The organism is Candidatus Nanosynbacter sp. TM7-076 (assembly GCF_022828325.1).
GTDB lineage: Bacteria > Patescibacteriota > Saccharimonadia > Saccharimonadales > Saccharimonadaceae > Nanosynbacter.
The window spans coordinates 297,758-322,381 of record NZ_JAJQJS010000002.1 but is presented as its reverse complement, the minus strand read 5'-3'; the positions used below and the strand labels follow the sequence as shown (position 1 = coordinate 322,381).

21 protein-coding genes and 1 pseudogene are annotated in these 24,624 nt (G+C 38.1%); 10 read left to right on the top strand and 12 right to left on the bottom strand.

All coding sequences use genetic code 11. The annotated features are described in order from the left end of the window. Positions 1–4 precede the first annotated feature (4 nt). Positions 5–1,018 (bottom strand): glycosyltransferase family 2 protein, encoded by a 1,014-nt coding sequence (locus LRM47_RS02350; RefSeq protein ID WP_243816694.1) that lies wholly within the window; start codon positions 1,016–1,018, stop codon positions 5–7. Between the two features lie 38 nt (positions 1,019–1,056). Between LRM47_RS02350 and LRM47_RS02345 the strand changes: the two genes are divergently transcribed. The 3 genes from LRM47_RS02345 to LRM47_RS02335 are packed head-to-tail and all read left to right on the top strand — an operon-like array spanning position 1,057 to position 4,847. Then, positions 1,057–1,866: an ABC transporter permease gene (locus tag LRM47_RS02345; protein ID WP_243816695.1), complete on the top strand. Its 810-nt coding sequence runs from the start codon at positions 1,057–1,059 to the stop codon at positions 1,864–1,866. 5 nt (positions 1,867–1,871) lie between these two features. Next, positions 1,872–3,032: an ABC transporter ATP-binding protein gene (locus LRM47_RS02340; RefSeq protein WP_243816696.1), complete on the top strand. Its 1,161-nt coding sequence runs from the start codon at positions 1,872–1,874 to the stop codon at positions 3,030–3,032. 6 nt (positions 3,033–3,038) lie between these two features. Beyond that, entirely contained in the window at positions 3,039–4,847 is a 1,809-nt protein-coding gene (locus tag LRM47_RS02335; protein WP_243816697.1) for a glycosyltransferase family 2 protein, read from the top strand. Positions 4,848–4,942: 95 nt separating this feature from the next. On the opposite strand, the gene LRM47_RS02330 is transcribed toward LRM47_RS02335, so the two are convergent. The 3 genes from LRM47_RS02330 to LRM47_RS02320 are packed head-to-tail and all read right to left on the bottom strand — an operon-like array spanning position 4,943 to position 9,284. Further along, the gene (locus LRM47_RS02330) at positions 4,943–6,640 is read right to left on the bottom strand and encodes an FG-GAP repeat domain-containing protein (protein ID WP_243816698.1); all 1,698 of its coding nucleotides are present in this window, start codon (positions 6,638–6,640) and stop codon (positions 4,943–4,945) included. Continuing rightward, positions 6,637–7,227 carry a hypothetical protein gene (locus LRM47_RS02325; RefSeq protein ID WP_243816699.1) on the bottom strand — a complete coding sequence of 197 codons (591 nt, stop codon included), beginning with the start codon at positions 7,225–7,227 and terminating at the stop codon, positions 6,637–6,639. Before LRM47_RS02325 ends, LRM47_RS02330 begins: the two co-directional genes overlap by 4 nt. 53 nt (positions 7,228–7,280) lie before the next feature. Beyond that, entirely contained in the window at positions 7,281–9,284 is a 2,004-nt protein-coding gene (locus LRM47_RS02320; protein WP_243816700.1) for a DUF7657 domain-containing protein, read from the bottom strand. Between the two features lie 136 nt (positions 9,285–9,420). Here LRM47_RS02320 and LRM47_RS02315 point away from each other — a divergent pair, with 136 nt between their 5' ends. The 5 genes from LRM47_RS02315 to LRM47_RS02295 are packed head-to-tail and all read left to right on the top strand — an operon-like array spanning position 9,421 to position 14,132. Next, the gene (locus LRM47_RS02315; protein WP_243816701.1) at positions 9,421–10,515 is read left to right on the top strand and encodes a DegT/DnrJ/EryC1/StrS family aminotransferase; all 1,095 of its coding nucleotides are present in this window, start codon (positions 9,421–9,423) and stop codon (positions 10,513–10,515) included. Beyond that, positions 10,508–11,503, top strand: coding sequence for a Gfo/Idh/MocA family protein (locus LRM47_RS02310; protein WP_243816702.1), 996 nt, complete (start codon positions 10,508–10,510; stop codon positions 11,501–11,503). The genes LRM47_RS02315 and LRM47_RS02310 overlap by 8 nt, the downstream gene beginning before the upstream one ends. Positions 11,504–11,512: 9 nt before the next feature. Further along, positions 11,513–12,598 carry an ATP-grasp domain-containing protein gene (locus tag LRM47_RS02305; protein WP_129636461.1) on the top strand — a complete coding sequence of 362 codons (1,086 nt, stop codon included), beginning with the start codon at positions 11,513–11,515 and terminating at the stop codon, positions 12,596–12,598. After that, positions 12,599–13,492: an NAD-dependent epimerase/dehydratase family protein gene (locus LRM47_RS02300; protein WP_243816703.1), complete on the top strand. Its 894-nt coding sequence runs from the start codon at positions 12,599–12,601 to the stop codon at positions 13,490–13,492. Further along, positions 13,476–14,132 carry an HAD family hydrolase gene (locus LRM47_RS02295; RefSeq protein WP_243816704.1) on the top strand — a complete coding sequence of 219 codons (657 nt, stop codon included), beginning with the start codon at positions 13,476–13,478 and terminating at the stop codon, positions 14,130–14,132. Before LRM47_RS02300 ends, LRM47_RS02295 begins: the two co-directional genes overlap by 17 nt. A gap of 9 nt (positions 14,133–14,141) precedes the next feature. Here the strand turns inward: LRM47_RS02295 and LRM47_RS02290 are convergent, their stop codons facing one another. Next, positions 14,142–15,098 carry a glycosyltransferase family 2 protein gene (locus LRM47_RS02290; RefSeq protein ID WP_243816705.1) on the bottom strand — a complete coding sequence of 319 codons (957 nt, stop codon included), beginning with the start codon at positions 15,096–15,098 and terminating at the stop codon, positions 14,142–14,144. Positions 15,099–15,130: 32 nt separating this feature from the next. Here LRM47_RS02290 and LRM47_RS02285 point away from each other — a divergent pair, with 32 nt between their 5' ends. After that, positions 15,131–15,580, top strand: coding sequence for a GtrA family protein (locus LRM47_RS02285; RefSeq protein ID WP_243816706.1), 450 nt, complete (start codon positions 15,131–15,133; stop codon positions 15,578–15,580). Between the two features lie 131 nt (positions 15,581–15,711). On the opposite strand, the gene rfbA is transcribed toward LRM47_RS02285, so the two are convergent. From rfbA to rfbB, 3 genes and pseudogenes are all read right to left on the bottom strand, one after another. Then, positions 15,712–16,557 (bottom strand): glucose-1-phosphate thymidylyltransferase RfbA, encoded by an 846-nt coding sequence (gene rfbA, locus LRM47_RS02280; RefSeq protein WP_243816707.1) that lies wholly within the window; start codon positions 16,555–16,557, stop codon positions 15,712–15,714. A gap of 89 nt (positions 16,558–16,646) precedes the next feature. Beyond that, positions 16,647–18,069 (bottom strand): annotated as a pseudogene (locus LRM47_RS04205) (sugar nucleotide-binding protein). Between the two features lie 2 nt (positions 18,070–18,071). Further along, positions 18,072–19,085: a dTDP-glucose 4,6-dehydratase gene (rfbB, locus tag LRM47_RS02265; RefSeq protein WP_243816709.1), complete on the bottom strand. Its 1,014-nt coding sequence runs from the start codon at positions 19,083–19,085 to the stop codon at positions 18,072–18,074. Positions 19,086–19,132: 47 nt separating this feature from the next. Here rfbB and LRM47_RS02260 point away from each other — a divergent pair, with 47 nt between their 5' ends. Then, positions 19,133–19,570 carry an adenylyltransferase/cytidyltransferase family protein gene (locus LRM47_RS02260; RefSeq protein WP_129631885.1) on the top strand — a complete coding sequence of 146 codons (438 nt, stop codon included), beginning with the start codon at positions 19,133–19,135 and terminating at the stop codon, positions 19,568–19,570. A gap of 2 nt (positions 19,571–19,572) precedes the next feature. Here the strand turns inward: LRM47_RS02260 and LRM47_RS02255 are convergent, their stop codons facing one another. From LRM47_RS02255 to LRM47_RS02240, 4 genes are read right to left on the bottom strand one after another with little or no spacing between them, the layout of a single operon-like run. After that, positions 19,573–20,670, bottom strand: a complete 1,098-nt coding sequence (locus tag LRM47_RS02255) for a glycosyltransferase family 4 protein (protein WP_243816711.1) — start codon at positions 20,668–20,670, stop codon at positions 19,573–19,575. Beyond that, positions 20,654–21,796 carry a glycosyltransferase gene (locus tag LRM47_RS02250; RefSeq protein WP_243816712.1) on the bottom strand — a complete coding sequence of 381 codons (1,143 nt, stop codon included), beginning with the start codon at positions 21,794–21,796 and terminating at the stop codon, positions 20,654–20,656. The genes LRM47_RS02255 and LRM47_RS02250 overlap by 17 nt, the downstream gene beginning before the upstream one ends. Continuing rightward, positions 21,796–23,217 carry a sugar transferase gene (locus LRM47_RS02245; protein WP_243816713.1) on the bottom strand — a complete coding sequence of 474 codons (1,422 nt, stop codon included), beginning with the start codon at positions 23,215–23,217 and terminating at the stop codon, positions 21,796–21,798. The genes LRM47_RS02250 and LRM47_RS02245 overlap by 1 nt, the downstream gene beginning before the upstream one ends. Further along, on the bottom strand, positions 23,201–24,598 hold the full coding sequence (locus LRM47_RS02240; RefSeq protein ID WP_243822662.1) for an O-antigen ligase family protein: 1,398 nt from the start codon (positions 24,596–24,598) through the stop codon (positions 23,201–23,203). The genes LRM47_RS02245 and LRM47_RS02240 overlap by 17 nt, the downstream gene beginning before the upstream one ends. Positions 24,599–24,624 lie beyond the last annotated feature (26 nt).

Genomic DNA, 24,624 nt, shown 5'->3' with positions numbered 1-24,624 from the left:
TATATTATTTTATTCTGAAAAAATGCTTAAATTTTAATAAACCAGTTTGATTTGGCAGTGGTCCATCGTGGATAATATTATGAATATAGTCGACGGAAACCTTACGATTTTTTTGGATATGAAGACGTTTTTTATAAGCTGCTGGTTTGTGAATAATTGATGCTAAAGCACCCTTGAATGCAGACCAACCGTTGCCGTGACGAATTGCGCTGGCAAAAATCAACCAATATGTCAGCAAAAATCGTACACCAATATACCAAAATAATTTACCCGGAACATTTTTAATGAAGACTAATGGTAAGTTTTTGAAAGTATTATAAACAGCTAATCCGGGGACTTTTTTACTACTAGCGCCGACTTTATGATAAGCGATAGCCTTGGGTGTGAAGCGAACTTTCCAGCCGGCTAATTGCGCCCGAAAACTTAAATCGACATCTTCATAATACATGAAGAAATCTTCATCAAACATATCTATATCATCAAATATTTTTGCACGATAAATAGCCCCGCCGCCAGTCGCACCAAATACTTCTCCAGGCTTAGTTGGTGCGTTTTTTATGGGCTCATCACGGTTTCTTGGTCCAGGAAGTCCCCACGTTGTGTAAAAATCTCCAGTTGTGTCAAGAGTTTTACTATTACGTCTTTGTAAGATTCCAGTCGCAATCCCGCATTCTGGGTATTTTGATAATTGATAAATGAGAGATTTGCACCAGTTTTTATCAGCTATCGCATCCGGATTAAGCACTCCAATATATTCAAAGTTGTTTTTTAGGGCGTAGATTAATCCTGTATTAATTCCTCCCGCGAATCCTAGATTGTCTGAGTTTTTGAGCAAAATAATTTTTTCTTTTTTGTGCGACGATATATATTCTTCAAATATGGCAACAGAATTGTCGCTACTATTATTATCTACTATAACAATAGTAGGTTTTAGGGTTTGTTTTATTAATGAATCAACACACTCTATGGCGTCGTCGGATCCGTTCCAGTTAAGAACTATAATTGCAAGTCTATTCATAATGTTCTTTTTGTATTGTATAATAGGTGATGTATATTATGAAGTGGCTAGAAGTTTTTAATAGGAAAAACAGGATTCTCTTAAGAGAGTTAGTTATTACGGATTTTAAATTGAGATATCAGGGTTCTGCTCTCGGATATGTATGGAGTGTTCTTAAGCCGCTTTTTCTATTTTCGATATTGTATGTAGTTTTTGATAAATTTTTAGGAGTAGGAAGGAATATAGAACATTTTCCAGTGTATTTATTACTGGGGATAATTTTATGGAACTTCTTCGTAGAAGCAACTAATCAAGGTCTAAACTCTATAGTAGGTCGAGGTGACCTACTCAGAAAGATTAATTTTCCTAAGTATATTGTTGTAATTTCTGGCACTGTATCATCATTGATAAATTTACTATTTAATATGATAGTGGTGCTTTTATTTGTGTTAGTAAATGGAGTTCAATTATCATGGATGTCGCTATTAATCGTACCACTAATAATTGAACTGTATATATTTGCTTTAGGGGTGGCTTTTTTCTTGTCCGCCCTTAATGTTAAGTCGCGAGATACTGGATATCTATGGGAGGTATTTACTCAGGCTGCATTTTACGCTACCCCTGTTATTTATCCAATGCAGATGGTTTCACAGAAGAGCAATTTTGCTGTTGATATGTTATTTCTTAATCCTGTTGCACAAATTATTCAAGATAGTAGATATGTGCTTATAACTAAAGATACGATGATTATGTGGAATAGATTAAGTCCGCTAATGATGTCTGTGCCGTTTTTAGCTATAGCTATAGTGGTTCTATTTGCGGTTTGGTATTTTAAGAAGCAGTCAAAGACATTTGCGGAGGAGATTTAGGATATATGAAGGACGTAGCTATAGAAGTTAACTCTCTTACTAAGACTTTTAAGATACCAACAGAGTCTAGTAACGGGATTAAACAGAAGACTATTAATTATATTAAAGGCAAAAAAGGCTACAGGGAATTTACGCCATTAAAAAATATATCTTTTGATATTAAAAAGGGTGAATTTTTTGGAATAGTGGGTAAAAATGGTTCAGGTAAGAGTACTTTATTGAAGTCTATAGCTCAAATCTATTCTCCGACGGAGGGTTCAGTACGAGTAAATGGATCTCTTGTCCCATTTATCGAGCTGGGTGTTGGTTTTAATCCAGAATTAACAGGTAGAGAAAATGTATTTTTAAATGGAGCTTTACTGGGATTTAGTCATAAAGAGATGGAGCTGATGTATGATGATATTGTTGAATTCTCTGAGTTGGCAGATTTTATGGAAGAGAAGCTTAAGAATTACTCATCAGGGATGCAGGTTAGATTAGCTTTCTCTGTAGCTATTAAAGCTCGTGGTGATATTTTAATGCTTGATGAAGTGTTGGCTGTAGGGGACGCGGCTTTTCAGCAGAAGTGTTTTGATTATTTTGAAAAAGTTAAACGTAGTAATCAGACTGTGGTTTTTGTGACGCATGATATGAACGCCGTGCGCAGATTTTGCTCGAGAGCTATGTATATAGAAAATGGAACGATAAAACATATTGGATCACCTCAGGAAATTGCCGATATATATACGGAGGTTAATATGGATGCGGTTACTAGTGCAGAAGAAGAATCTCATGACGATTCAGTTAGTATGTCTGTTGATATACCTAGTAAAAAAAATTTTACACAAGAAGACTCGATTGATATTGGTGTGACTGTAGATGGTATTACTGAAGATGCTTTTGTGAATATATCCTTTGTGTACGGAGGGTTTGTATTTGCTGATCGCAACTGTAGAGACACTCCTAGTGACTTTATACAAAACAATAGAAGGATTAATTTCAATCAGAGTTTGGATGGCTTTAATCCTGGCAAATATGATATTCATATGTCATTGCACCGCAGGGCTGATGATGGCATAATTAAACATTTGCCACGAGCATTTTCGTTTATTATTACAGGTAAGGATGATTTTCGTGATGGTCCAATGAGAATAATGGGAAAGTGGAGTGTAAAGAAGAGGGGATAAACTCAGATGAAAAATAAGATTATAAAGAGTACTAAATTTGTTATTAGAGCAGCATTACATCCGTCGTACGGCAGTGAACAAGTAAAGTTGTTCCGCGATCGTAGATTTATTAATAAGAAACGATATGAAGATTATATTAAATGGTTTGATAAGCATAAAGTCACCGATGAGCAACTTAAGTTACAAAGAAAATGTTCTAAGGAATTTAAGCAACGTCCATTGATTAGTATTTTGTTGCCGACATATAATACAAATCCAGTATATCTGCGTAGCTGTATTGACTCTGTCTTATCTCAGAGTTATGACAACTGGGAGTTGTGTATTTCTGATGATAATTCTACTAGCGATCAAACAAAGAGTGTTATAAATGAATATGTAGAAAAGTATAATAATATTAAGGCTACATTTCGTAAAGAAAATGGTCATATATCAAAGTCATCTAATACAGCTCTTTCGATGGCTAAGGGTGACTATATATCATTACTCGATCATGATGACATTTTACCTCCCAACGCCTTGTTTGAAGTGGTTGATGTTATAAATAAAAATCCTGACGTAGATCTTATTTATACGGATGAAGACAAGATCGATAGTGACGGTATTCATATAGAACCATTTTTTAAACCTGACTGGAGTCCTGATTTTATGAATTCATGCAACATGGTAACGCATTTTGCTACCATAAAGGCAGGTATGATTAGAAGTGTTAATGGATTCACTGTCGGAACACATGGCGCGCAAGATTGGGATTTATTTTTGAAGATTTCTGCTAAAACTAATAATATTTATCATATTCCGAAAATTTTATATCATTGGCGTAAATCTGAGACATCTACTGCTATGAATGCTGATAGTAAACCATATGCTTATATAAATCAAAAGAATGTCCTTCGTAGTAGTGTGAGACAAAGAGGAGAAAATGCTTATATAGATTCTCATGTTGCGTTAGGATTTTGGCGTAAAAAATATGTAATTCCGACAAACCCGTTGGTGTCAATTATCATACCAACCAAGGATAATTTTAGATATATAAAAAAGTGCATAGATTCAATTATTGAAAATACTTCGTATCCATATTTTGAAATAATAATTGTAGATACGGGATCTATAGATTCTCGAGTAAATGATTTTTATGAAAAATTGATAGATAATAATAGCAATGTGCATGTTATTAAATACAAGAAGAAATTCAATTTTTCAGATGCATGTAACTATGGTGTAAATAATTCTAGTGGAGAATATCTACTATTCCTTAATAATGACACGGAGGTTATTACTCACGACTGGATTCAGTCATTGCTTGAGCATGCTCAGCGTCCAGAAATAGGAATGGTTGGACCTAAACTTATATTTGAGGATAAGACAATACAGCATGCTGGAATAGTCTTATCTGAAAGAGATATCGCATTCCATCCGTTTTATGGTCAAGATGAGCGTACAGATATATTTACGTATATTTATACCGCCAATATTCGTAATGTATCGGCAGTAACTGGTGCTTGTTGTATGATTAGTCGTGATAAGTTCAACAAGGTGGGCGGGTTTGATAATAAACTTCGTATAACGTATAACGATGTAGATCTTAACCTTAAATTACGCAAAGAAGGCTATTATAATGTCTACACTCCATACGCAGAGTTATTCCATTATGAATCTAAGAGTGTTGGTCGCATAAACACGAGTGAGAGAGATACCAGTGAACTGGAGAGCGCTCAAAAAGAGATGCGTAAGAGATGGGGTGAATACTTGAAGAGGGATCCATTCTATAATGATAATTTTGAGCAATTTGGTCCGGGATATAGGTTACCCGAATAACGTTAACAATTAATTATTAAATAACCGCGACAGTACAACTTACTATCGCGGTTATTTATATTATTTACGATGTAAAGATATACGAGTTATTATGCTTAGTATACTCCTGATGATGTAGATATGTGGCTAGCCCATGATTGTTGACCGTCGCCCCACCCGTGTACTTCGACGGTGTTATTGGTTGTACCCCTGTATTTGACATAATAGATGGTATCTTTTCCTCTTCCTTGCAAGTCGGCTGCTACTATGTCGTTTGATCCTATCACATAGCCAGATTCTGGGTAATTACTTGCGGTGTGACGTACCCAGTTTTTTAATGAAGAATCCCATACGTGAAATTCGATAAGACCGCTCGTAGTATTGTCGTATTTAACATATATGAATTCATCTTTTTTATCTCCATCAAGATCTGCCGCAATAACTCTTCCTGTGTTCATGCTAGCTGAAGGGTGGCTTGTTGCTGTGTGCCTAAACCAACTAGTTCCATTATTATTCCAACCATGCACTTCAATCATGCCAGAATTAGTCTGCTCATAATTAATCAGATAATATTCGTCATTCCCATCGCCATCAGTATCTGCTGTTATAACTTCAGAAAATAGCGGATCAATAGGTCCGGCAGATGTTGCGGTGTGAGCTAGCCAACGCAATCCATCTTGAGTCCACGTATGAAACTCTACTCTACCACTTGCAGTTCCATTATAGTCAACCTTTGTTAATACAGTATTTTTGCTATTAACCTTCCTTGATATAACCTTGCTGTACTGCTGATTAAAGGTGTATGAGTTTGTCGCTGTATGCTGAGACCATGCCTGTAAGTTACTATTGGCCCATGTGTGCATTTCGGCACATTTACTGCCAGTATTATTAGGGACAGATATAGTTAAGGTATCATTATTTCCATTTATCCTAGTTGGTATAATTCTAGCGCCAGTTTCTACGTTAGGTATATTCTGTCCGTTTTTACAAGAGAATGAGCTGCTTGATCTAGTATCTCCAAACCAGTCTGTAAAGTAATTATAAAAGTTACGATTACCATAGGCGCTACACCCATCACCTACGCCATACCCAGATGACATAGCAGCGGCATTTGGTTGATATGGTGTATAACTATAAAGAGCGGCGGTTGTCCAATTCTGAATATTTACATTAGATCCTCCGCAAGCAGCATTTGGACTCCATTGAACGAAATTTACGCCTGTTGTATATGGTGAAAACCAATTAGGATTACGTGTTATTATGTAGTGAAAGTGTTTCGCTGCCCACTCTAGTTGGTTTTCTAGACCAAAATATTTACTATCACACGCGGCGGTGTCTGGACATCCATAGCCAGTTGCGCTTTTGAATTGCCCACGAGTTGGCCACGTGTCAGTAACTAGGGCTTGCTCTTTTTGGAGCAAAACTATTAAAAGCTGTGGGTTTACATGATATTTTTGAGAGATATCAAAGATTAATTGAGTAGCGCTTCTTCCATCTTTTGTTTTATAATCACGGAGACAGGTATATGGAGGGCTATGCCACCCTTTCGATGCGGCATACTGAGCGTGAGTTATATCGGGTCTTCCAAACTCACTGGCTGGTTTGGCGCCATTTGTGTCACATTGGGGAACTTTACTATTTAAAAATGACTGAATTTGGTTTGCACTCATGGATCCGTAATTTGTTGCTACGGCATCATCCATAATATTGCCTGGGTCAAAATCATTTAATACTGCAGATGCTGGCGTAGAAGATAATATCGTTCCTAAGCACATTGACGTAAGTATGCCTAATTTTAATATTAATTTCTTCATATAGTTATTTCTCCTTCAGTATCTCCAGTCACGTTGTTGTCTTCATAATGAATGTTTATTGTCCATTTTCCAGGTGACAATTGAGATAACGGAACGTTAAATCCTTTACAGCTAGACGTACTTGGACCAGCTTGCAGCTCTACGCTATTGGAGTACGTTTGTCCGCTAGTATTGCGCATTGATAACGTACATCTTCCGCTTGATGATATAGTTTGGATTAAACTACGGATATAAAGTGTGTTTGAATCTTTATCGACTGTTGTAGTTGTTATACTTACTCCAACTGTTGGTTTTTTTCCGTTGGATGATGGAGTCGGTTCTGGCGAAGGATCGCTTCCTTGTAGTGTTTTAGATTTTTGACCTGATGACTCTTTTTCTGACTTATTGGATGCATCATTTAATGATCTTTTTTTTATGTCTTGACCAGCTGTTTTTTGTTCCTCGGTGACCGCGTTAAATTGATTATGGATGAAGGGCCAGAACTTAAATTTATAGGAAATTAAGCCATAGCCTGTTATAGACAATAGTATAACAGCTATCAGAATCAATACTTTATTTTTTTTATTTTGTTTTTTCTGTATTTTCATAATTGTTACCTAATCAACACTACTATAGCAGATATAGATAAAACGGTAAAGCTTTAAAAAGTTCTTTTATAGAATAAAATATCTCCATTATGTACAGTGACTTTATCGATTAGTCCATAGCAAGGTAGCTGTAGTGGCATCGTAGATAACACACGAGTAACAGATTTTCCCATATGATTACTACAACTTAATTTTGCAATAAATACGTCCGGCTGACTAAGTACGAGATCTTTATCTATGGTATCAGATAGAAGTATATGTGCATACCTGTTATAAATTGTCTTATCTTTTGATACTTTTGACCAGAAATCTTTATCAGGGTAAGTATTGACTCCCGTAATTGATTTTCTATTTGCCATTTGAGGAAAATTTTCTAGCACGCTTGTGCCAGACAGTCCCCATATATCGTCACTAGACGAGGTAGAGATAATCTTTTTGGTTATAATATTATCGTTATACCCGCTTCCTAGACCTCTATATAACGGCTGTATAGTTATTGTTGACATTATACATAAAGAAGAGAGCACTAACAGTCCGAGTTTTTCCTTTTTTATAAATATAAGGGCTAGTCCACCAGAAAGACTTATTGCGGCTAGTAATAATAAGCGAAGATCCCCGGCAAAGTTACGATTGAACTTTACGACATACACGATGGTGCAGACATAAATGATAATCACTATTGTTGAATATAGATATGGTAAATAGCGATATTGTGATGAAAATTTTATAGTATTGGCAAGCGTGTATATTAATGAAAAGATTCCTATAAAACCTAATCCAAGTTGCAATCTTGTTATTGGTACAAGATGCATCATGAAAGGTTTTGCTATTGAAGAGAATCCTGGAATAAATAAATGAGATATGAATATTAAGCAGGAGACAAAAATAGCAACTCCAACCCAATCTATAGTTTTATTTTTACGCCATTTGCTATATAAAATAAACAGTATGGGAATGATAAATGCAAAAGGCGTGATGATAAATGCAGACATTTCACTTTGATTAATGGATCCTTTACTTGGATCTATCGATGAAATAGATGCGTCATCCATAAGTCGGTATTGACTATAGCCAGTGAGACCGATTAGATCAGCCTGTGATGGAGCTCCCGAATGTACGAATCGTGCCCCGGGATAATCTGTACCAGAAATGGCTTGTACGGCATCTATTCTGGTGATTAAAAATATACCAACTATGCCGATCGCTGCTAGAGCAGATCCTGCTATGAATGCTGTATTTACATATAGTATTTTTCGCACTTTTTTGGGTGCTTTTTTCCAAGTATTTATATAATAGCCAATCGCCACTAGAAATACAGTGATGACAACAGGCATCTGAAAGGCTGGATACAATAGTAGGGCGAAGCTTACCATTGAATAGGTTAATAAAAGTGATAATATGAGTTTCGATATTATATCACCATGTTTATATCTCTTTAAAAAAGACAAAGATTTATTTTCTATTAATTTCATTATTAATAGCAGTATGACAATTCCCCAGACGATACTCATTATAGTAATGGTTTGATACCACCAGAATATAAAAGGAGTGAAAGAGCCTATGATAGCGATAGATCCTGACAGCGCGTATTTATTGGGAAGAAATTTTAACGATAGAAAGTATATACTTAATAGTAATGATGCTAATAATAGCCACCACTTAAAGGCAAAAGCAAACTCGAAAGGAATTATTAAAAAGGCAAGATTTTGAGGTCGGAATACTGTTGACCATTCTTTATATGGCGCATCAGACACAAGGCTCATATTCTTGCCAGAATTGCCAAAGTTCTTATTTATTAGTGGATACCCAGCTTCTTTTTGTGCAATTGTGAATTGTGTAACGACCAGCCACTCGTCGCTGCGAATAGGTCGAGCTTCGCCTGATATGAGATTAGATGATTTGCCATTAAGGAAAGAGTCATAGTACAAGCCAAATGAAGATCCAGATATCTTAAATCCTGTCGCAAAAATTAGACAAAAGATAATAGTAGACGGGAAAATCCATTTTTTATACGAATCGTCTTTTAATTTTGTAAAAATAGAACGTAGAACTTGCATAACATTTATTAGTATACAGTAAAAATAGCAAGTATAAAGATTGTGTTTTTTGAGAACAAGTCTAAAAAACGAAAAATAAAAAATGAGTAATGTGCTATAATTGTTGAAGGTAGTAAGAGTATAAGGAGGCTACGTAATGATAAATATTGCATCACCCGTTATAGAGGAAGAAGAGCGTCGGGCAGTAAATGAAGTTATAGAGTCAGGTATGCTGGCTCAGGGACCGAAAGTCGCTGAGCTTGAAGAAAGTTGGGCTAAATATTGTGGAGTGAAACATGCTTTAGCTGTGAATAGCGGTACGGCTGCTATCCACTGTGCTTTATATGCAGCAGGAGTTGGTGAAGGTGATGAAGTTATCACTACGCCATATAGCTTTATTGCTACGATCAACCCTATACTAATGTTGGGTGCTCGACCAGTTCTTGTAGATATAGATGAGGAGACATTTAATATCGATGTTTCAAAAATAGAAGCAGCTATTACAGACAAGACTAAGGCTATAATTCCAGTTGATTTGTATGGTCAACCTTGCGATTGGAAGGAATTGCGAGAAATTGCAGATAAGCACGAACTAAAAATTATTGAAGATGCATGTCAGGCAATTGGCGCAGAATATGACGGCGTGAAAACTGGTGCCTTGGGTGATTTTGGATGTTTTTCACTGTATGCTACAAAGAATATTATGTGTGGTGAAGGTGGCGTTGTTACCACTAATAGCGATGATGCTGCGGCTGCTATTCGCTCATTCAGACAGCACGGAATGACTTCATCTTACGAGTACGCTGATTTGGGATATAACTATCGTATGTCAGACTTGCACGGTGCTATCGCCGTTGAGCAATTAAAGAAAGTAGAAGACTTTACGAATAGGCGACAACATAACGCTAATATGTTAAATGAGGCGTTGGCTGGAATTGAAAAGATAGTCTTACCGAAGATTGCAAGTAACAGAAATCACGTATATCACCAATATACTATTTTACTAGATAAGAGTATACGAAGAGATGATTTTATAGCTAAATTAAGAGAAAAAGGAGTTGGTGCTGGAGTTTATTATCCAAAACCGTTGCACGTATATCCACATATTTCAAAACTTGGATATAAAGTGGGAGATTTTCCTGTTGCCGAAGATTTGGCTGCAAGAGTTGTGTCTTTGCCTGTTCATCCAAAAGTTACAGATGCTGATATTGAAGTAATTGCTAGCGCAATTAAGGAAGCCGTAAATGACTAATAATAAAGAAGGTAAAATAAGGGTTGCTGTCATTGGTACTGGAAATATGGGGCGCAATCATGTGCGTAATTATTTCATGCTTCCAGAATCTGAGCTAGTGGCAATAGCAGACGTTAATCCAGCCGCAAAATCGTTAGCTGACGAATACAAAACAAAATTCTTTACTGATTACAAGGAAATGCTTGAGAAAGTTCATCCAGATGCCGTGTCTGTGGTTGTGCCTACTCCATTTCATCTTGAAGTTGCAACTGAGGTGATGTCTCGAGGTATTAATTGTATGCTTGAAAAACCAATTGCATCTTCGGTGGGAGAGGCTGATAAGCTAATTGCTTGTGCTGAGGAAAATGGAGTTACGTTTACAGTTGGTCATATAGAGAGGTTTAATCCAGTCATTAAGAAGCTGAAGCAGATGATCGATGACAATGCTATAGGTGACATAACATCGGTAGTATGTAAGCGTGTTGGTGGTTTTCCTGCTGTTGAGCCAAAAACGGATGTGATTATTGACCTTGCAGTTCATGACGTTGATATAGTTAATTATCTATTGGGACAAAAACCTAAAGCTATTCATAGCCACGGATCGCGTACTCGTCATAGTAAAAAAATTGATTCAGCAGAAATATTAATGGATTATGGTAGAGCGTCAGGATTTATTCAGGCTAATTGGCTGACTCCAGTAAAAATTCGTACCATTGCACTGACTGGGTCGTTAGGTTATCTAGAGGCTAATTATATAACACAGGAACTTACGTATTATAAACATAATATGAAAGAAATTCAGAAAGATGGATTTACTGAATTTGTTTTGCAGGTTGGTGATCCAGAAAAGCGCGTGATAAAAGTTGATTTTGAAGAGCCTTTAGCCGCTGAATTGAAAGCTTTTATGGCTAAATCTATGGGCAGGACGGCATCAATTGTTGATCCGGTAGATGCGCGCGAAGCGTTAAAAATATCATTAGAGGCTGTTGCGCCTTTTGACGTTAAATAGGAGGATAATATGAAAAGAATTTTAGTAACAGGTGCTGGTGGATCACCTTCTGCAAACTTTATTCGATCCCTTAGAGCTGCGGATGAAGAATATTACATTGTTGGCACAGATGCTGATAAATATTATTTACAGCGTGCTGAAGTTGATGTTAAATATCTAGCACCGTTGGCAAACGACCCAAAGTACATTGATTTTTTGAATTACATTATAGAGAAGGAAAATATTGAGTTTGTACACGCGCAAAACGATGTTGAGGTTGGGTTTTTGAGCGAGAATCGAGAGAAAATTAAAGCCAAAACATTCTTTCCAGCCAAAGAAACCGTTAAGATCCTTCAAGATAAGTTTGAGTCGTTTAAACTATGGGAAAAGGCCGGTATTAAAGTTCCTAAGACTAAACTAATTGAAGGTAAAGATACTGATTTAGATGCTCTATTAGAAGAGATGGGTGGGTCTATGTGGATTCGCGCAATATCAGGAGCCGGCGGTCGTGGATCTCTTCCAGTTCACGATGTTAAGACTGCTAAGAACTGGTTAGATTTCCAAGAGAAAAATGGCTCGTGGTCTGGTAATTTTACAGTATCAGAATTGCTTGAACCAGAGACGGTTACTTGGATGTCGTTATGGAAAGATGGCGAGTTAGTTGTTGCCCAGGGACGCAAGCGCTTATATTGGGAGTTGTCAAAAATTTCTCCATCAGGTGTCACCGGCGCTACTGGAACGGGATTAACTTATTCGGATGCCGAACTTGATGATATTGCTCGTAGGGCTGTGTTGGCTGTTGATAGTAGGCCGGATGGTCTATTTGGTGTGGATATGGCTTACGACAAAAATGGTGTACCGAATCCAACAGAAATTAATATTGGCCGATTCTTTACAACTCACGAATTCTTTACACAAGCGGGTCTTAATATGCCTGAAATGTTTGTTAAGCTTGGCTATGGCGAAGAGATTCCTGCGATTGATAATAACACTAATCCTCTACCAGACGGTCTAGTATGGATTCGAGGAATGGACTTCCGACCAGTTTTGTCGGATATGGGAGTTGTAGAAGAGAGTGTTGCTCAGCGTGATCGTATCCTTAAGGAAATATCATAGGTGAAAATTCTCGTTACTGGTGCATCTGGTTTTGTTGGCAGGCGTTTTTTGGAAATGGCGCCTGCCAGCTGGGAGATAATTTGTTTAGGCAGATCTAATATTGATTATGATGATGTTAAGTGGGTTGAATGCGACCTGTCTAGTAAGGAGAGCTCAAAGATAGCTGCTGATGTATTGGCTGATAAAGAGTTTGACGCTATAGTTCATTTGGCGGCTTTTGTGCCAAAAAAAACTATTGAAGATAGTTTAGAGAAGTGTAAAGAAGGCAATATAGATGGGATTATTAATCTTCTAACGTATTTTGGTAAAAAGGCAAAAAAGATTATTATCGGCAGCACTGTAGAAGCTTATGATAAAACAAAAATTAGTGGTCCAATTACGGAAGATAATGTTGTGTCTGGTAGTTCATATTATAGTTCCACTAAGATAGCTAGCGAAGTAATTGCTCAATCATTTGCGCAAAAAAATAACAAAGAGCTTACCATTCTGCGATTTTCAATAATGTATGGCGGATATGACCCAATTGCTAGGGCTATCCCTAACTTCATTAGGGCGGCTAAGTCTGGAGGTAATCTGACTATCAATGGTCCACTAGTTCTTCGCGACTATGTGCATATTGACGATGTAGCTAGTAGTATTATATGTGCAGTTAATTCGGCGGGCGCTGGGGTAATCAATATTGGGACGGGTAGAGGAGTCTCTATTAAAGAAACAGCGGAGTCAATTATTAAAAGTATGCGATCGAGTAGCAGTATAAATATTATGTCCGATAGCGGTGGTTGCGATATAGTGATTGATATATCAAAGGCAGAGAGTCTACTTGATTATCATCCTAAAGTGTTCTTTCCAGATAAAATTAAGGAGATGGGTGATCTCTATGAAAATTGCAAATAGAAATATATTTATAGATTTTGACGGTACTTTGGTCGATATTGCTCCTCGTCATTATAGAGTATATAAGAAGTGTGTCGAAAAAATGGGCGGCACACCTCTTGATCAGAAGAAATATTGGGAATTGAAACGTGATAATATTTCCTGGAATGAATTATTGTTGATAAGTGGGCTTGAGGTAAATAATAGGGATGATTATCTCAAATTATTTATTGATCGCATAGAATCATTGGAGGAGTTGTATAGAGATGAGCTTTTTGTAGATAGCTTGTCTGCGCTAAAAAAGCTATCCTCGAATGATAATAAGCTATATCTACTTAGTTTAAGGCGAAATTCAGACGCTCTAGATAAGCAGATTGAAAAGTTGGGGATTGGGCGCTTTTTTGAAAAAATTTTATCAGGGCATAGTGACACAAAAGAAGGTACATTATTAAAAAAGGCAGATATAATTAAGCAAACAATAGATAATCCTGAAGACTCTATTATTGTTGGAGATACTGAAGCTGATGTTGCTGCGGCTCAGCAGCTCAATGCGACCAGTATTGCTCTTTTGAGTGGAATTCGTAGTAAGGAATTCTTGAAATCAATGGAGCCAGACTATTTAGTTGACGGTATTGGTGACGTATCTAACATTAATCTTTAATCTGGTAATCTATTTCTTAAAATTATTATTTTCGTTGGATACGTCGATTGTAAGGGCTGTCAACGTTAACTGTATTCCTAGTATAAACGGTAGTACAGCTAACATTACGCTGCCTGCGGTCGGTGACTGGTGGGCAAATAACTTAACATATAACAAAAATATAGCCAATAATAGCGATATTATTAAGAAAAACATACCTGTAAATAAGAATAGTGCTACGGGATGAAAACCATATAATACATATTTGTAATAAATCCTGCGCCAGAATCCTTTCCATACAGCCTTTAGATTTCTCCAGGCTGTCGGGATTAGCTTGATGGTTGATTTTTCGTCGCCGTAATGTGCTGGCACGGCATGATCAATAACTTTAGCGTTAGCTATAGACAGAGCAGTCAGCATACTAGTTTCGTAATCATAACGTTTTTCTACTATAGAAAAATCGATTTTTTCGATTATTTCACGACGTAGCCAACCACACCCGTTAGTGATGTCTGTAATAGAATAATACCCAGTAGAAAATTTGGTGAGTAGAGATATGAATATGTTTCCAAATTGGCGATATTTTGGCATAGTCTTGAAGGCTTCTCGATGGAAAAATCTACTTGCTTTTACGTAGTCTGCTGATTGATCTATGAAGTCATCCAGCATTGCCTTTAGATATGATGAATCAAACTGATCATCTCCTGCGACTATACCGATAGCTGTTGCTTTAGTATTTTTTATCGCATAATCATATCCAGCGATAAGAGCTCCTCCGACGCCTTGATTTACCTTATTGTCAACAATGATAAGCTTGCTATATTGTTTTTTTAGTTTGTTCAAGACTCCAATAGTGTTATCAGTGCTAGCATCATTAACGGCTATAATGTGATCTATGTATTCTGGTATTTTCTTTATTGTTTGAGTAATCATTTTCTCTTCGTTATAACAAGGTATAACAACTGCGGTCTCTAGTTTTCTGTACATGTAATCAATTATACTACAATCATATATACATTATGAACGAATATGATATTCTTAATAAAGATAATATGAAAAATGGTATATTTTTAAAAATCTTTTTATTTCTTGCCGTAGGTGGTATTACACTGCTAATAGATGCGTCAATATCGTATATTTTATATCACAATATACATTTGCCGGCTTTTTTGGCTAGTGGCATCGGCTTTTTGTCGGGATTTGTTTTTAACTTTCCTGCGAATCGTAAGAAAGTTTTTAATCATAGTCAATATGATAGATTTTCTTTAAGATCGCAAATTATTCTCTATACATTACTTAGTATTTTTAATATGGTGGCAACTTCAGTAATTATTGCTACATTAGTAAACTCTAACATACTGGATATCCAATGGGCGAAAGTTATAGTGACTGCAGTATTTGCAATTTGGAACTTTCTGGTTTTTAATTTATTTATTTTTTCAAAGGATAATAATAAAAATGTGGAATAAAAAAATGGCTTATTTTAACCAGGGATGATTTAATTAAGAATACTGTATATAACACCCTCGGCTATGACAGAGTTGTGGTTGTGACTGTGGACGGATTGTCTACGAACGATGTAGTCAGTGCTTGTAGGAGTTTATAGATATTTGCCGTATCCAGATTTTTTTAATGGTTCGGCAAGTATTTCTAACTGCTCCTTGGAAATCCAACCGTTTTGAAAGGCAGTTGCTTCGGGTGATCCGACTATTTGTCCAGTCCTTGTTTGGATTACACGTACAAAATCTTCGGCATCGGTTAAGCTATTTATTGTGCCAGTATCAAGCCATACATCACCGTTGTCTAAAGTCTGTACTTTGAGTTTTTTGCGATTTAGATATTCAGCGTTTACGGATGTTATTTCCAGTTCTCCTCGGTCGGATGGCTTTACATTTTTAGCAATATCTACTACGTCATTGTCATAAAAATATAAGCCGACAACTGCGAAGTGGGATTTTGGATGCACTGGTTTTTCCTCGATGGAAACAGCTTGATTATTCCCGTTAAATTCAACCACTCCATAGCGTTCGGGATCAAGCACTTTATATGCAAATACAATGCCACCGTCGGGGTCTGTGCATTCTTGTAATGAATTATCAAGGGCGGCTCCGTAGAATATGTTGTCGCCAAGTATTAATGCCACTTTATCATTGCCGATAAAGTTTTCGCCGATAATAAAAGCTTGTGCTAGACCGTCTGGTGTAGGTTGAACAGCGTATTCTAAATTTATGCCCCACTGTGATCCATCGCCAAGAAGTTTTTTGAAGCCGTTTTGATCGTCTGGAGTAGTGATTATTAAAATATCACGAATTCCTGCTTGCATTAACGTGGTTAGCGGATAGTAAATCATCGGTTTGTCATAAATGGGCATCAACTGTTTACTTATGGCTTTTGTAATTGGCCATAGACGCGTGCCTGATCCACCCGCTAAAATTATTCCCTTCATCATATTCTCCTTTGTGTTGTATGATTATATATCTATGGTTCGACAGTATCAAGGTTAAACGGTTTTGAGATTAATGGAGGTTGTATTTTTTAGGCGTTGTTTGAGATGTATTGCCTTAAGTCTTCCTCCCAGTTACGGCTTTGAAATCCTGTAGAGTGTAGTTTATCTAGACTCATATCACTATTGAGCGGTCGTGGCGCAACTCCAGGCTTGTTGGCAAAATATTCTGCGGTAGTTGTATTAGAAACGATTAAGTCTTTATGATTAGATAATTCAAATATTTTTCTAGTAATGTCTGCCCAAGAAGCGAGTGGTCCGTCATTCGTTGCATTGTAAGTTCCGAATGGAGCCTTAGTTGACAATAAATGATCTATAATACGCACTAGCTCACTAGTGAACGTTAAGCGACCTATTTGGTCATTAACAACGGTTGGCGAGATGTTTTTTTCCGCCAATCCTAGCATGGTGCGAACAAAATTTTTGCCTTCACCAATTACCCATGTGGATCGAAGTAGATAGAAGCGGTCTAATTGTTCAACTAATAGATCTCCCGCAGCCTTACTCTGACCATAGACACTAAGCGGACTAAGTGGCTCGTCCTCTGTGTGGGGTTTTTGGGTTCCGTCGAATACGTAATCGCTGGAAATGTGAACCATTGTCATATCATATTTTCGGCATACTCGAGTAAGGTTAGACACCGCAGACGCATTAACCTTCCAAGACGCTACGCGACCTTCTTCGGTTTCTGCTCCATCGACATTAGTAAAGGCAGCAGCGTTAAGTACAATATCAATGTTGGACCAGTCGAAAGACTCAACTGACTCTAAGTCTGTGATATCAAGAGTGTCAATGTCAGCAGATTTGGCGTTAGGATATTGTCTTTGTAGGGCTAATCCTAGTTGTCCGTTAGCACCAATAATGAAAATTTTATTATCGTCCATAATTTTATACCTCCATAGGAATTACATTACTTAATAGTGGATGTGCGGCATCTTTTTCAGAAATAATTGCTTGATCTTTATCAATTGGCCAGTTGATTTTTAGTTCTGGATCAAATAAATTAACAAAAGTATATTTAGTATCCGGGAACCAATGAGCGTCAACTAGATATGTGTAGGCGACATTATCATCAAGTGTTTGATAGCCGTTAGCTACACCCTTAGGAACGAAAATTGCCGTACCCGGATTAATCTCGTGAGTGAAAACTCGGCCGAAGCTATCTCCTTTACGAAGGTCACACCAAGCCCCAAAAACACGCCCATTGGCTGTTGAAATGAATTTGTTCCAAGGCTCAGCATGAAGACCGCGTGTGGCGCCAGTTTTGTCATTGAAGCTGATATTGTTTTGTACGATATTGAACGATGGCAAACCTAAGGCTTCCATTTTTTCTTTTTGATAATTCTCTTTGAACCAGCCGCGATTGTCGCCATGTACGGGTAATTTGATGACAAATAACCCTGGAATTGACGATTCAGTGACTGTAAGTTCATTGTAGTCAGTTGGGTCAAACATAATTATTGTCCTTGTTTTGCATAAGCTGCTTCAACGGCGTCTTTTTGGGCGCGCCACCAGTCTTCGTGTTCGCGATACCAGTTAATAGTTTGCATTAATCCATCGTGCATGCCGGTTTTATTATCTGTGTATTGCGGTTGCCATCCTAACTCGCGGCGTAACTTGCTGGAATCCATTGCGTAGCGCATATCGTGACCTGGACGATCGTTGACATGTTCGTACCAATATTTACCTTTACCCATTAGCTCGCAAATCAATTCAATCACCATCTTATTATTAACGTGATCATTATCCGCGCCAATGATGTAGGTTTCTCCTAGAACGCCTTTTTCTAGGATTAAATGAACCGCTGAGTTATGGTCATCAACATGAATCCAGTCGCGTACTTGTTCGCCGGTACCGTAAAGTTTTGGCTTGATATCACTTAAAATATTGGTAATCTGACGCGGAATAAACTTTTCAATGTGTTGATATGGTCCGTAATTGTTAGAGCAGTTTGAGATAGTTGCTTTAATACCAAAACTACGAATCCAGGCACGAACTAGCATGTCGCTGGAAGCTTTAGTACTAGAGTAGGGGCTGGAAGGTTTGTATGGAGTGTCTTCTGTGAAGCGATTTGGATCATCAAGCTCTAGGTCGCCAAAAACCTCATCAGTTGAGATGTGGTGTAATCTCTTATTGTGTTTTCGAATAGCCTCTAGAATGGTATATGTGCCAATTATATTTGTTTCAACAAATGGCCATGGATTACGTAAAGAATTATCATTGTGACTTTCGGCGGCGAAGTGTACAACTATGTCATTTTCAGCGACTAATTTGTCTATTAATTCGGCGTCACAAATATCGCCTTCTACGAATGTAATTTGGTCAGCTACAGCCTCCAAATTAGCACGATTTCCGGCGTAGGTTAATTTGTCAATAACAGTGACTTCATATTCTGGCTTGTGTTTTACGGTGTAATGCACAAAATTCGAGCCAATGAATCCCGCGCCTCCCGTGACTAGCATCTTTGTCATAAGTATAGTATATCAGGTATAATAGAGAAGTTATAGAGGAGGATATTATGAAAGTTGTAATTGTTAGCGGCTATTTTAATCCATTACACGGTGGGCATTTAGATATGATCGAGGCAGCTGCAAAAATGGGTGATTATTTGATTGTAGTGGTGAATAACGACAAACAGCAATTGCTAAAAAAAGGAAAAATTATCCTTAATGAAGAAAATCGACTCCGTTTAATGCGAGCATTAAAAGGCGTGGATCAGGTGATGCTTTCTATTGATGAGAATCCTCCGGTTACGGAAACCTTAGAAATGATTGCTCGGCAATATCCGGGATGTCAATTGGTGTTTGCAAATGGTGGCGATAGGTCAGCACCGGAAGTTGTTCCAGAGCGTGATGTTTGCGAAAAGTACAACATTGAAATGGTCTATGGAGTTGGCGGCTCAAATAAAGCAGACTCGTCTACTCGAATTAATCAAGCTACCGGACAGGAAAGCTAATCTCAACTTTTTCGACCATATTTTTCATATACAGCCAAAGTCTGCTCGGCCATGCGCTGCCATGAAAATATCTTAACGTGTTTCTTGCCTTTTTTAATGAGTTCATTGCGCAATTTGTCGTCAGATAAGATGTCGTCGATTGATTTTGCTATATCCTTGACGCTGAAAGGATCAAAATAGTGAGCAGCATCGCCGTGAGTTTCTGGTAAGCAAGTGGCCGTACTCGAAGCGACTGGCGCGCCGTGTAGCATTGCCTCTAGCCCTGGCAGACCAAATCCTTCACTGAGCGAAGGGAAGCAATAAACTGCCGTATTTTCATACATCCAGCGCAATTGCTCGTCTGATATAAAGCCTGTAAACACAACGTTTTTAATTCCGTGCTCATTTACATATGTCTCGTGGCGAGCGTAATTACTATCTTTTTTACCCGCCAAAGCCAGCGTTAAATCTGGATATTTTTTCTGCAACAAGGCAAACGCGTCAATTAGTCGTCGAAGGTTTTTATGTGGCGTTGGTCTACCGATATACATAATGAATTTTTTACCAATCAACTCATCAACAGGTTCGTTGCCTTTTGGTAATTCATCCGCAGACTCCAAAGTTACAGTAATTTTCTCTGGGTTTACGCCGGTGAATTTAATCAAATCATTTTTTACGAAGTTAGAAATTGTGATGATGTGCGAAGATTTTCTGGCAACTTTTTTATTGACCCATTTGTAAATTTGTTGCTTAATCCAGAAAACGACAGGATTTTTATCTGGATTCCTGAATCTAACAGTAGTCAAATCTTGCATTGTAGTAACAACTGGACTGGAATTATACCAAACAGGCTGCTGAACCATCGCAAAATGAACTAAGTCTGGATGGAGGCTTTCAAGTTGTTTTTTAAAGCCGATTTGCTCAGCGAAAGTGTATTCTTTGTAGGGACAAACGACTTTTTTAAAGCGCGGATTGCTCGGCTGCCAACTATCAAAATCTTTTGGCTTGAGTAAGATAACATAATCGTTTTTATTGTCAATTTTCTGCAAATAATGAATCAGCCGTTCGATGTAGCGACCAGTGCTAGTCCTTAATGTTCGGGCGTCAATTACGATTTTCACGATAATGTTCCTTCCATGATTTATCAACTATATTTTTTATCGCTTTATGGAAAATTGCAGCTGAAAATTCGTTTGCTGTGGCTGAGATTCTTGTTGGTGAAACTTTTTTCCCTGGGAGTTTCTCTAAGGTTTCTATCAGTGAAGAATCTGTTTGCTCAGAAAAGAACCAACCATTTTTCTCAGATTTTATATAATCAAGCGCGCCGCCAGCTTCATATGCAACCACTGGAATACCAGATGCCAACGCTTCGACTGGCGCAATTCCGAAATCTTCGTGTGAACAAAAAATAAACAAATCTGCTTTTTTAATATATTTTTCTCGCGTGGCATTATCAACGAATCCTAAGAAATTAGTATGTTTATCGGCGATATTCTTCAGGCTGTCAACGTCTGGACCTTTTCCGATAATATCTAATTGCCAGCCAAGTTTCTGACAAGCCTTAATAGCGACATCAAGTCGTTTCATCGGCACAATTCGCCCCCAAATCAGACAGCGAGGATTCTTTGGGATGGACGTTTGCTTGCGATTCTTAGCAAGTGGCGAGAAGCTCGATACGTCAATTGGCGGAAAAATAACCGTACTTTTTCGCTGGTAAAACTCTTCAATATCAGCCTGAATTCCCGTAGAGTTGGCGATAAAAACATCAACTTGCTGAGCGGCATTGAAATCTCGTTTTTTCAGTGGTCGGACTAGGATTTTTAAGCCTAGTCGCGCCAGCCATTGTGGGCGAAAACTTGGTCGTTTGATATATTCGTCATAATGTCGCCAATAAAAATGCGTCGGTGTGTGGCAATAGCAAATATGAAGTTGATCTGGTCTGGATTTGCGGACGAATTTTGCCTCGCCATTTCCCGAACTGGAGATAATAATGTCAAATTCACTAAGATCAAGCTTAGCGAACCACCACTGTCTAAGAAGCGGCAGTAATCGTCGAATTTTTGAAAATGGCCATCGTTGTAAATAGCCGGTAACGACTTTGTTGTCTAATCTTTCTCGCCATTCATCGCTGCAAAAAGAAGTGTAAATTGGCGCATCTGGGTATAATTTGTGAATTTCCAAGACGACTTTTTCGGCTCCGCCTCCGTAAATCCAGTCGTGAACTATGACAATTTTTGGCTTACTCATCAATTATCTTTCTGGAAAATAACCAAGCAGGTTTTTAATAAAATCGTGATGTCCAGCCAGAGACTCCAGTTTTGAACATAATATAAGTCAATTCGTCGCCGTTCTTCAAAGCTGATGCTGCGTCGGCCGGATACTACAGCCAGTCCAGTGAGTCCTGATTTGACCGCTAATAAAACGTGTTTTTTGTCGTAGGCGCTTAATTCGTGCGGCACCAGCGCTCGCGGTCCGACCAGGCTGATATCTCCTTTAACGACGTTGAATAACTGCGGTAATTCATCAAGGCTAAATCGACGAATAAATCGACCAACTGGCGTCACGCGAAAATCATGATCAAGTTTGTCGCCGTTTTTACGGTATTCTTCAATTAGTTCGGGCTTACCGACCATTCGAAACACTTCTTCGTCGGTTTTGCCATCAAACTTTGCGTAATGCGAGCGGAATTTGTAGACCTTAAACGGTCGATTGTAGCGAGTGAGGCGTTTTTGCTGTTTGCCGTGCATTAAAATCGGTCCCGCCGGGTCGCTGATTTTTACGGCAATTGCCACCAAAAGCATAATTGGCGAGGTGATGATAATTCCAATTGTCCCACCTACAATGTCCATAATCCGCTTAACAATTCGCCCATAGCCCATTAACGGTGTCGGATGAGTGTGAATTAGCGGCACGGAGTCGATGATATCAATAGTGTGTTTGGTGGTCATAATTCCGTCAAATTCTGGTGCTTGATAAAAATCCAGATAATGTTTCTGGGCAATTTGATAATGTTCGCTAACGTTTTTTGAGTCGGTTTGGATGATGACGTCAATTTTATCCCTGGTGAGCGCCGATTCTAATGACAAGCGTCGAAGCTTTTTTAATTCAATAGGAATGAACTGGGTTTGCGCAACAATTCCGCTAATCTTAAAGCCAGTTAACGGATTAGTCTCTATAAAATCAGCCAAAACGTGAGTTAAATCACAATTGCCAATTAATATAACACGACGCGCACCCAAACCGCGCTTTAATAGCTTCAGGCGAACAATATTGGCAGCGCTGCGGAAAATCATTAGTAAGATGAAGCCAATTACAGTGGCATAACCAGCGACGAGTTTGGCTGGAAATAACGGAGTGTTGGTAAAGAACGTCACAGAAATCATAATCATAATTCCAGTGATTGACGCCAAAAGTATTCGTCCGAAGTTTCGCAATGGGTGCGTGTAAATCTCTCGGTCGTATAAGCCAAAGAAATAGAACATCACGATCCACAACGGCAACGTCATAAAGATGGAAGTGATAAAATCTATAGCGTTGATGCTGATATGAAATGGTCTAGGATCCAGGGAAATTCGCAAAATATAGGCAATAGTAAATGCGCTCAATAAAGCTAAGATATCAAGAACGACTAGAACAATTTTGAAGTAAAAATCAGACTTTTTCCGCATAATCTCTGGGGTAATTATACAAAAATATGCCAATTATAGCAAAACAATGAATCGTATTTATGAAACTGCCAAAAAACCAAAAATGCATAAATATCGCGACAGTCAGCGACAAGATAAATTGAGCTTTAATTTTACGGATGTTTTTTATGGCGAAAAATATGATTATTAACGGGGCAATTAGGAGGACGAATAGCCCGATGATTCCTAAGCCGCTGAGTAATAATATGTAAAAAACGTAGACCGTTTGGTCTGCCGGGACGTTTACGTGAAGGTGTTTTTGGATGAAATTTCCGAGGTTGCCGAGTCCGACGCCGAAGAAGAACGTTCGTGGCGATAACAGCCAAGATTTTATGGCTAAATCGCTGGCGCTAAGTCTATCGTTGGCGGAAGCTTCAACAAAACCGGCAGGCTGGAAAGAATTGTTGCTTGGCGGAATGTTTTCGGTGGGTTTTGGTGACGGATTTTTGACGATGGATTTTTGCGGAATCTTAATTTTCCCGAGAGATAATTGATCGACCATGCTAACGAAGGTATTGTGTGCAATAAAAGGTGTATTGGCGTATTTAATGTTGGCTGACGAGAATAATAAGATGAATCCAAACAGTAATCCTGCGAAGATGATTGGAAGTTTTTTACACACAAAAGATGCGTCAATTCGTTTTACGAAAGCGATTATAAATAAGGTTATTATGGCGATAAAAATTGCCAAAAACCCGCCACGGGAAAATGTTAAAGATATGGCAAGAGTTGTGAAAAATAGGCTAAATTCGGCTAAGCGAGATTTTGACTGAAAGAGTGCAAGGAAGAACGCTAGAAGTAGAGAATTGGCGAAGAATTGTGGTTCGGCGGCGAATAAATTGATTCGTGGAAATCCAAAAACGTCGGCTTTACAACCAGCGCAAAGCGTGCCAAATCCCGTCGGTTCAAAAGTGGCGATGATGAGTTGAATGATTGCTAAAATCCCAAAAACTAGCCCGCTCCATAATCCGACATTGATGAGTTTGCGCTTTTCTGATTTTGACAATTCGCTGTAAATTAAGCCAGCGGATAATCCGACGGCGAGTAAGAATAATAGCGATAACGAATATAACGCGGTGCGCAGGCGTGCTTCTGCGAAAAATATGCCGACGACGATGGCGATAAAAATTGCTAAAAATCCGCCGATTAGCCATCGGTTTTTTAACAATTCTTGGCGTTTTTTAAGTAGTAATGGCAAGGAAAATAACAGTAGGCTTACGGCAACGATTTGATATAATCCTACCCGCAGTGACGGGAAATCCAGAATTGATAAGCCGACACTGGGATGCAGGGCGAAGCCGCCGCCAAAAATAATAATAGCCAATAGCCAGAATCGAACGTCGTTAATATATTTTTTTGCCATATTTTAAGTATAGCGTATGGTGTATA